Origin of the sequence: Mesorhizobium sp. M7A.F.Ca.CA.002.15.2.1, from assembly GCF_003998715.1 — a bacterium.
In the GTDB taxonomy this organism is placed as follows: Bacteria; Pseudomonadota; Alphaproteobacteria; order Rhizobiales; family Rhizobiaceae; genus Mesorhizobium; species Mesorhizobium ciceri.
Genome location: NZ_RZPI01000212.1, coordinates 1 through 8,082, shown reverse-complemented (window position 1 = coordinate 8,082; position 8,082 = coordinate 1). Strand labels below are relative to the sequence as shown.

Annotated in this window: 9 protein-coding genes; 5 read left to right on the top strand and 4 right to left on the bottom strand. The window is 63.3% G+C overall.

The window, feature by feature from the left end:
- Positions 1–433: pyrimidine 5'-nucleotidase (locus ENZ74_RS14170; protein ID WP_127312819.1), on the bottom strand; the 433-nt coding region annotated here is incomplete at its 3' end.
- A gap of 160 nt (positions 434–593) precedes the next feature.
- Here ENZ74_RS14170 and ENZ74_RS14165 point away from each other — a divergent pair.
- From ENZ74_RS14165 to ENZ74_RS14155, 3 genes are all read left to right on the top strand, one after another.
- On the top strand, positions 594–1,355 hold the full coding sequence (locus tag ENZ74_RS14165; RefSeq protein ID WP_013528483.1) for a GGDEF domain-containing protein: 762 nt from the start codon (positions 594–596) through the stop codon (positions 1,353–1,355).
- Between the two features lie 194 nt (positions 1,356–1,549).
- The gene (locus tag ENZ74_RS14160) at positions 1,550–1,726 is read left to right on the top strand and encodes a hypothetical protein (RefSeq protein ID WP_082826619.1); all 177 of its coding nucleotides are present in this window, start codon (positions 1,550–1,552) and stop codon (positions 1,724–1,726) included.
- Positions 1,723–3,162: a GMC family oxidoreductase gene (locus tag ENZ74_RS14155; protein WP_063169723.1), complete on the top strand. Its 1,440-nt coding sequence runs from the start codon at positions 1,723–1,725 to the stop codon at positions 3,160–3,162. Before ENZ74_RS14160 ends, ENZ74_RS14155 begins: the two co-directional genes overlap by 4 nt.
- A gap of 121 nt (positions 3,163–3,283) precedes the next feature.
- Here ENZ74_RS14155 and phhA read toward each other — a convergent pair whose 3' ends face one another.
- On the bottom strand, positions 3,284–4,120 hold the full coding sequence (gene phhA, locus ENZ74_RS14150; protein ID WP_063169722.1) for a phenylalanine 4-monooxygenase: 837 nt from the start codon (positions 4,118–4,120) through the stop codon (positions 3,284–3,286).
- 136 nt (positions 4,121–4,256) lie between these two features.
- On the opposite strand from phhA, the gene ENZ74_RS14145 reads away from it, so the two are divergent.
- Positions 4,257–4,733: an Lrp/AsnC family transcriptional regulator gene (locus tag ENZ74_RS14145; RefSeq protein WP_024502088.1), complete on the top strand. Its 477-nt coding sequence runs from the start codon at positions 4,257–4,259 to the stop codon at positions 4,731–4,733.
- 117 nt (positions 4,734–4,850) lie between these two features.
- Positions 4,851–6,419 carry a magnesium-protoporphyrin IX monomethyl ester anaerobic oxidative cyclase gene (gene bchE / locus ENZ74_RS14140; protein WP_063169721.1) on the top strand — a complete coding sequence of 523 codons (1,569 nt, stop codon included), beginning with the start codon at positions 4,851–4,853 and terminating at the stop codon, positions 6,417–6,419.
- A gap of 8 nt (positions 6,420–6,427) precedes the next feature.
- Here bchE and argB read toward each other — a convergent pair whose 3' ends face one another.
- Positions 6,428–7,321 (bottom strand): acetylglutamate kinase, encoded by an 894-nt coding sequence (argB, locus tag ENZ74_RS14135; protein ID WP_013528489.1) that lies wholly within the window; start codon positions 7,319–7,321, stop codon positions 6,428–6,430.
- Positions 7,322–7,424: 103 nt separating this feature from the next.
- A partial coding sequence (locus ENZ74_RS14130) for an amidase family protein (protein ID WP_245470952.1) occupies positions 7,425–8,082 on the bottom strand: 658 nt, incomplete at its 5' end.

Below are 8,082 nucleotides of genomic sequence, written 5' to 3'. Positions count from 1 at the left end.
CAGCGACGATGTCGAAGATGTCGTCGAAATGGTCGAGGATGCCGAGCTGGCGCGCGGTGCGCTCGGCGTGCCTGCGGTCGCCGTTGGTGAAGATGAACTTGCGGCCGGGAAGCTGGCGGATGGCGGTGCCGAGAACGGGATCGGGCACCAGCCATGAATAGTCGATGTCGTGGACCTTCTCGAGGAAATCGTCGGGGTCGATGCCGTGGCGTGTCATCAGGCCGTTCAGCGTCGTGCCATATTCGCGGTAGAGCTCCTTCTGCAACTTGCGCGCATCGTCGCGCGGCAATGCCAACAGTTCGCCGACATAGGCGGTCATCTTGACGTCGATCTGCGAGAACAGATTCGAATGGTGCGGATAGAGCGTGTTATCGAGATCGAAGACCCAGTCGGTGACATGGGCGAAGCGGGCGGGGTCAGGGAGCGTGGTCATGGACTCCTTATGGCATGAAACGCGCATTCCGAAAGCGACTTTATCCACAACTTCTGCTCGTTGAGGTTGCGTAAATCGTCTCACGATTCAAATTTTAGGCATCTGGGAAAGGTGGCCTTCAGGGCTTGCTGGCAGAGAGGCAGTCTTGTGGGAGCAAGCGATGAACAGCATAATTCTGAGATCCGCCGCCGTTGCTTTCGCCTCAGTCGCGGCCTCTCTCCTGCTGACCCTGATCATCGTTCCGGCCATGGGATTTCCGGTCAACCGGACGATCTGGCTGACCTCCACGCTCTGTCCGCTGGTGCTGGCGTGGGCCGCCAGCGCAAGCACTTTCTGGCAAAGCGACAGGCTGAAAAACGCGCATCGCGATCTCGCCCGAGCCCATGCCCAGCTCGCCGCCGCGCATCGCCGCCTGGCGGAAAAGGCGAGCCGCGACGACATGACCGGCATGCTCAACCGGGAAAGCTTCTTTGCCGCGCTCGACGGTTCGCGCCGCAAGTCCGATCGCGGCGCGCTGCTGATCATCGATGCCGACCACTTCAAGACCATCAACGACAATTTCGGCCACCTGACCGGCGATGACGCGCTGCTTTTGATCGCCAGCGCGATTCAGCGCGGCGTGCGCAGCGGCGATGTGCTCGGCCGCATCGGCGGCGAGGAATTTGGCGCCTTTCTGGTTGGCGCCACCGAGCAGGAGGCCAAGCGCGTCGCCGAGCGCATTCGCCGCGAAGTCGAGCTGATCCGCTTCCGGCCCGTCGACGAGCGGACCATTCCGCTCACGGTCAGCATCGGCGGTACTGTCTGCGGCGAGGAAGCCAGCGTGTCGGAGTTGATGCGCGCCGCCGACCGGCGCCTCTACCAGGCCAAGCACCAGGGCCGTAACCTGACGATCATCGACACCGGCATTTCCGAGGCGGCGTGATCCGATCTGCCGCAACCGGCCTGTTAAGAAAACTCTAACCCTGTTTGCACTCGGTTGTACCGCTTAGCCGGGTTTTCACTGCTTTGCGGCCAGACTTGGCACGATACTGGCTTCCACGGTGATGCATGTGTCGTTCCGGGAATTGCCGTTCTGGGAACGCCATGCAGTGCCGAAGCCCAGCCGAGAGACCAGCCATGAGTTTCATCATCAAGAAAATGTCACGCCGCGCGCTCGTGCAGGCGTTGATCGCATTGCCTGCCCTGTCCTTGTTCCGCAAGCTGCCTGATGCCGATGCCGCCGGTCCAAAGCCCGACCCGAACGAGATCGTCGAGGTCGATGGCTGGATCCTGAAGCGGAGCGACCTGGCATGATCTTCGACAGCTACGAGGCGTATCGCGCTGCGAACTTCACCCCGAAGGTCTGCATCCTCGGCTCCGGTCCGGCCGGCATGACCATTGCCCGCAAGCTTGGCGCGGCCGGCATTCCGGTGGTGGTGATGGAGGCCGGTCCGCGCGAATTCAGCGACGACTCGCAGGACTTTTACCGGGGCAGCACGGTCGGAGATTTCTATTTCGATCTCGACATCACCCGGCTGCGGTTCATGGGGGGCAGTTCCAACCACTGGGCAGGCTGGTGCCGCGTGCTCGACAAGCAGGATTTCGAGCCGAAGGCCTGGGTACCCGATACGGGCTGGCCGATCGCCCGCACCGACATCGAACCCTATCTGCCGGAAGTGCGCGATATTCTCGACCTTCCGGCCCTCCGGCCCGATATGCCGATCTCGGACGACATTCGCTGGGTGCAGCTGATCAAGAGCCCGGCCGTGCGCTTCGCCGAGAAGTTCGGCGATGAACTCGACAAGGCCACGAACATCGCGGTGGTGCTCAACACTTGTGCCACCGAACTTGCCGGCGACGGCAGACGCGTGACTGGCGCCAGGCTGTGGTCGAACGGACAGGATGCCGGCTCGTTCAGCGCTGACTATTTCATCGTCTGCACCGGTGGGCTGGAGAATTCGCGGCTGCTTCTGTGGTCCAACCAGCGCTCGAACGGCGGCGTCGTGCCGAATGCAACTGCGCTTGGCCGCTACTGGATGGAGCATCCGACCTTCGAGGGCGGCAACGCCATCCTGGCCGACTACAACGCGTTCGAGGTCGACGCCGTCAACGAGGCCTTCTTCTCGCCGACGTTTGCCGCCATGGAGCGGCTGCAGATCATGAACTTCGGCATCCGGCTGATCGAGACGCCGTATCCCGGGGTCAAGAGCCTTATCGCCGACCTCGCCTGCACGGCGCCCAGCATGGCGGAATGGATGTCCTACCAGCTCAGTCAGCGACTGCGCTGCGCGGCCCAGCTCTACGTCGCCTGGGAACAGGCGCCGCTGGCCTCCAACCAGATCGAGTTGTCGAAGACCGATGTCGACCATGCCGGCGTGCCGCGCATCGAACTGCACTGGAAGAAATCCGAACTGGAACATCGCACCCTTCTCGAAGGGCTCAGACTGTTCGGCGCAACGCTGATCGAGAAGAATCTCGGCCGCGTGCGCATTGCCGACTGGATCAGCAATGGTCAGGACTATCCGACCAACGACGAGACGGCGGGCCATCACCATATGGGCGGCACGCGCATGGGCACCGACATCAGCAAGAGCGTGGTCGACGCCAACTGCAAGGTGCACGGCATGGACAATCTCTATGTCGGCGGCTCCTCGGTGTTCTGCACGTCGGGTCAATGCAACCCGACGACGACGATCACCGCGCTGGCCTGCCGGCTGGGCGACCATCTCAGCAAGGTGGTCACCGCCTGACGGCTGCAGGGCAGCATGCTGCCTAGGGCAGTTCACCGTTTCACGGAACGGCGATCCGCTCTAACTCTTTGTTTGACGCAATTCCGGACGGAAAACCGTTTCACACTTTTCCTGGAATGCTCTAGAGCGTCGCCGGATCGAGCGCCGGCTGGTCCTTGCGCCGGGCGACGATTGCCGCGAAATCGGCGGTCTGGAAGGCATCGCGCAAGGCGTCGAAGGACGGCAGCACGAAATAGGCGCGCTGGAACTTGTCGATCTCGTAGCCGGTGCGCATCACCGTTTCCAGGTCGAAGGGCACGTGGTGGGCGTCCTTGCCTTCGACGGCGAACTGCAGCTCGGTAAACGACGACATAAGGCCGGCGCCAAAGGCCTTCAGCGGCTGGCCGGCCTCCCGCATCAGGCCATATTCGGCCGTGTACCAGTAGAGCCGGGAAATCATCTCGTCGCCACCCAGCGCGATGATGTCGCCGGCCTTCTCGCCATACATCTGCATGAAATCGGCGAACACCGGTTGCGACAGCGCCGGCACATGGCCGAAGAAATCATGGAACATGTCGGGCTCGACAATGTAGTCGAGCTCCTGCCTGGTCCGCAGCCAGTTGGTGACCGGGAAGCGGCGATCGGCGAGATGGTCGAAAAACGGAGCCGCGGGAATGAGCCCCGGCACCGCGACGATCTCCCAACCGGTCAGTTTGCGCAGCTTGGCGCTGACCTCGTCGAAGTCGGGAATACGGTCGAGCAGGCCGAGTTTTTCGACGCCGTCGAGGTAGGAATGGTGGGCGAGCTTGCGCGTCAGTCTGGTCTGGCGGTCGCACAGCGTGCGCCACACCGCCTGCTCTTCATCGCTGTAATCGTAACCCTGCGACACGGTGAAATCGGCACGGCAGACCGAGTAGTCGCCGCGCAATCCTTGCGCCGCGCAGTCGCGGGCGTATTCGGCAACGCTCATCGTCGTCATGGTTTTTCTCCTCGCAAAGCAAATCGCTGACGTGCTGAACGTTAAGCGGATTTGCGGAGGCGAATCGGTTTTGATGATGGCTCGAATTCGGAAATCGGGATAATATTCACTCAGAAATTCCCAGGAAGGAGTGAAAATGCCTCGATTCGATGATTTCGAGATCAAGATGCTCGATGTCCTGCAGCGCGACGGGCGCAAACCGGTTTCCGAGCTGGCGCAAGAGATCGGCCTGTCGACGACACCATGCGCGCGGCGCTTCGAGGCGCTGCAGGAGGCCGGCATCATCAAGGGATTTGCCGCCGTGATCAGCCGCCGCGCTGTCGGGCTGATGGTCGAGGTGTTCATCCAGGTGCGCCTCGTCAGCCACAGCGACGGCTCGCCCGAAAGCTTCATCGCCGCCGTGCAGCGCATGGACGAGGTTTCCTCGTGCTGGACGATGACCGGCGACCATGACTTTCTGCTGCATGTCATGGTGCCGTCGGTCGACGAGCTCAACGCTTTCGTCATGCACCGGCTGATGCGGCTCGACGGCGTGCGCGACGTCCACACGCAGTTGGTGCTGCAGAACATCAAGGGCCCGGGCCATGTGCCGCTCGGGCATCTCAGGCGATGACAATGCCTGCCCTTCGCACTCCTTGAGGAAAAGCTGCACGCAAACTGCTGAAACGGGCCAAGCACGTGTCCACATCGCCGGCCAGCTTGTGCGGACCAACTGCCCAGGAGGTCCGCCATGAAAATCGTCCTGATCAATCCGCCGCACACCGCCATCGGCAGCCGCGTGCCCGACGATCACCTGCCGCCGCTCGGCCTGCTGGCGATCGGCGGGCCGCTGATCGATGCCGGCCATCAGGTGCGCCTCGTCGACGCCGAGTTCGGGCCGATGCCGCTCGATGACGTCGTGCGCAGCGCACTGGAGGACCACCCCGACTTCGTCCTGATCGGCCATTCCGGCTCGACCTCGGCGCACCCGACCGCCTTGGTGATCGCGCGCATGATCAAGGAGCGCGAGCCGGCGACCATCATCATCTATGGCGGCGTTTTCCCGACCTATCATTGGCGCGACATCCTGGCCGCTACCGATGCCTTCGACTTCATCGTGCGCGGCGAGGGCGAAGCGACGGTGGTGGCGCTGATCGAAGGGCTGGAGATGCGCCAGCCGCCGGCGAGCGTGGCCGGCATCGCCTATCGCGACGATCTCAGCCGCCCCTTCGCCACACAGGCGGCCATGACCATTGCCGACCTCGACGCCTACCGCGTCGGCTGGGAACTGATCGACCATCCCAGTTACAGCTACTGGGGCGGCAAGCGGGCCGTGGTCATGCAGTTTTCGCGCGGCTGTCCGCATCTGTGCAACTATTGCGGCCAGCGCGGCTTCTGGACCCGCTGGCGGCATCGCGATCCGGTGAAATTCGCCAGGGAGATCGCATGGCTGCATCGCCAACATGGCGTCGAGCTCATCAATCTTGCCGACGAGAATCCGACGGTCTCGAAGAAAGCCTGGCGGGCCTTCCTCGATGCCCTGATCGCCGAGAACGTGCCGGTGCTGATCGTCGGTTCGACCCGTGCCGACGACATCGTGCGCGATGCCGACATCCTGCATCTCTACCGCAAGGCCGGTGTCATCCGCTGGCTGCTCGGCATGGAAAACACCGACGAGCAGACGCTTCAATTAATCCGCAAGGGCGGCAGCACCTCATCCGATCGCGAGGCGATAAGGCTGCTGCGTCTCAGCGGCATCCTGTCTATGGCGACCTGGGTGTCCGGCTTCGAGGACGAAGGGTTTCGCGACCTGTGGCGCGGCTTTCGCCAACTCATCGCCTACGACCCCGACCAGATCCAGGCGCTTTATGTGACGCCGCATCGCTGGACGCCGTTCTTCCGCATCGCGCGGGATCGCAAGGTGATCCAGCAGGATGCGCGCCTGTGGGACTACAAGCACCAGGTGCTGCAGATGACGCGGCTGAAGCCGTGGATGCTGTTCTTCAGCGTCAAGCTGATCGAGCTGGCGGTGCAATCACGGCCGAAGGCGCTGGCCCGCATCCTGTTCCACAAGGATCCCGAGCAGCGCCATTCGATGCGCTGGTACACACAGATGGGCCGCCGCGTGTGGTTCCGCGAGGTCTGGGGCTTTCTGGTCCGCGACATCAGGGTGAAAGACGGCCCGACGCTGGCCGAATTCTGGGGCGCGCCGCAGGATGCCGAGGAGGAATCGATGTCCGTTCGACGCCCGGCCAGAAAGCCCGCCATTCCCACCATCGACAATATTGAAGATGCCGAGGCGAGAAAGTTAGCCGGCTGACGAGCCCCTCAGGGCACGATCAGCGTGCCGGCGCCATGTTCGGTGAACAGTTCCAGCAGCACCGCATGCGGGGTCTTGCCGTTGAGGATGACAACGCCTTCGACGCCGCGCTCGATCGCTTCGATGCAGGTCTCGACCTTGGGGATCATGCCGCCCGAGACCGTGCCGTCCTTGATCAGCGCCTTGGCCTCGGCCACGGTCAGTTCGTCGATCAGCTTCTTGTTCTTGTCGAGCACACCCGGCACGTCGGTGAGGAATAGCAGGCGCGTCGCCTGGCAGGCGCCGGCAATGGCGCCGGCGAAGGTGTCGGCGTTGATGTTGTAGGTGTGGCCATCGCGTCCCGGCGCCACCGGCGCCAGCACCGGGATCATTTCGGAGCGTGCCAGAAGATCGAGCAAGGTACGGTCGACCTCGACCGGCTCGCCGACGAAGCCGAGATCGAGCACGCGCTCGATGTTGGAGTCCGGATCGATCATGGTCTTGCGGGCCTTTTCGGCGAACACCATGTTGCCGTCCTTGCCGCACAGGCCGATCGCCCATTCGCCCTCGGCGTTGATCAGCGCGACGATCTCCTTGTTGATCGAACCGGCCAGCACCATTTCGACGATCTCGACCGTCTTCTGGTCGGTGACGCGCAGGCCGCCTTCGAACTTGGATTCGATGCCCATCTTGGCCAGCATGGCGCCGATCTGCGGGCCGCCGCCGTGGACGACGATCGGGTTGACGCCGGATTGCTTGAGCAGCGCGATGTCGCGCGCGAAGGCCTTGCCGAGCTCGATGTCGCCCATGGCATGGCCGCCATATTTCACCACGACCGTCTTGTGCTCGTAGCGCTGCATGTAGGGCAGCGCCCGCGACAACAGGGCTGCCTGCATTTCGGCGGTGGCGGTTATTTCCGTCATCGGCTTTTTTCCCTGGAGATCGGTAAGGACGGCGGCGTCTTAGCGGGAATTGGCGCCGCCCGCAAATGGCTTTGCTGTCATATTCGAGCGCTTCACGACCTCGTCATCGTGTCGGCACCATCAGCGGCGCCCTGCGACCCAGCCAACCCGAGATCTTCTCCATCTGCGCGGCGAGCGACAAAAGCGTCTCCTCGTCGCCCGGACGGCCGGCAGCCTGGACGCCGATCGGCAGGCCGGCGTCGGTGACATGGACCGGCAGGGCGATCGATGGCTGGCCGCTGACATTCTGGATCGCCGGCCAATGGGTGAACCAGAGGCTCTTGTCCATCAACTGGCCGAAGAACGGCTTCAGCTTCAGCAAGGGCGTCAGGTGAAGCTTGTCGAGCAGGTTCTCGATGAGGTCGTCGGCGCCTTTCGGATCCATTGCGCCGCAGGCAAGCGGCGGGTGGGCAATGATCGGCATCAGCACGGCGTCATACTGCGCGGTCTCTGCGATCAGCCGCCGTGAGGCGGCATGCAGCCGCTGCAGGTCGGCATAGGTCTCGCCGGCCGACACCAGTTCGCCGAAGCGGGCGAGCACGCGCGTGGCCCGCTCGATGTCGCCAGCAACGGAACGGCCGACGCGCAGCGCTTCGGCCCGCATCGTGCCAGCGACGGCGGAGGCAACCGTCCTGCAGAAATCGGCGAAGAAATCGCGGCCGATAAAGGGCAAGTCGATCTCCTCGACCGTGTGGCCGCCCTCGCGGGCAAGCGCCACCGCC